The organism is Pseudomonas caricapapayae (assembly GCF_001400735.1).
Lineage (GTDB): Bacteria > Pseudomonadota > Gammaproteobacteria > Pseudomonadales > Pseudomonadaceae > Aquipseudomonas > Aquipseudomonas caricapapayae.
Map to the genome: position 1 here is coordinate 1 of NZ_LJPW01000148.1, position 261 is coordinate 261.

1 protein-coding gene is annotated in these 261 nt (G+C 60.9%); it reads right to left on the bottom strand.

Annotated features, from left to right (window positions below):
• Positions 1-261 (bottom strand): UvrB/UvrC motif-containing protein (locus ALO80_RS22165; RefSeq protein WP_174518970.1); only part of this gene is annotated, 261 nt, incomplete at both ends.

Consider the following 261-nt stretch of genomic DNA (forward strand, 5'->3'; position numbering starts at 1 on the left):
GTGTTTTTTTTTTTAGATGTGTATAAGAGACAGCGCCCGCCCCGCACGCTGATCAGGTGCACGCAGGCACCGCCAGGGTTGACGAATGCGGCGACCACATCGACATCGCCGGTGCCGCCGTCCATGCTCTGCTGATCCTGGACGCGACGCAACAAGGCGACCTGGTCGCGCAACTCGGCTGCGCGTTCGAAATCGAGCGCCATCGCGGCTTTTTCCATGGAGGCGTTCAGTTCGTCGCTCAGCGCATTACTGCGCCCTTCG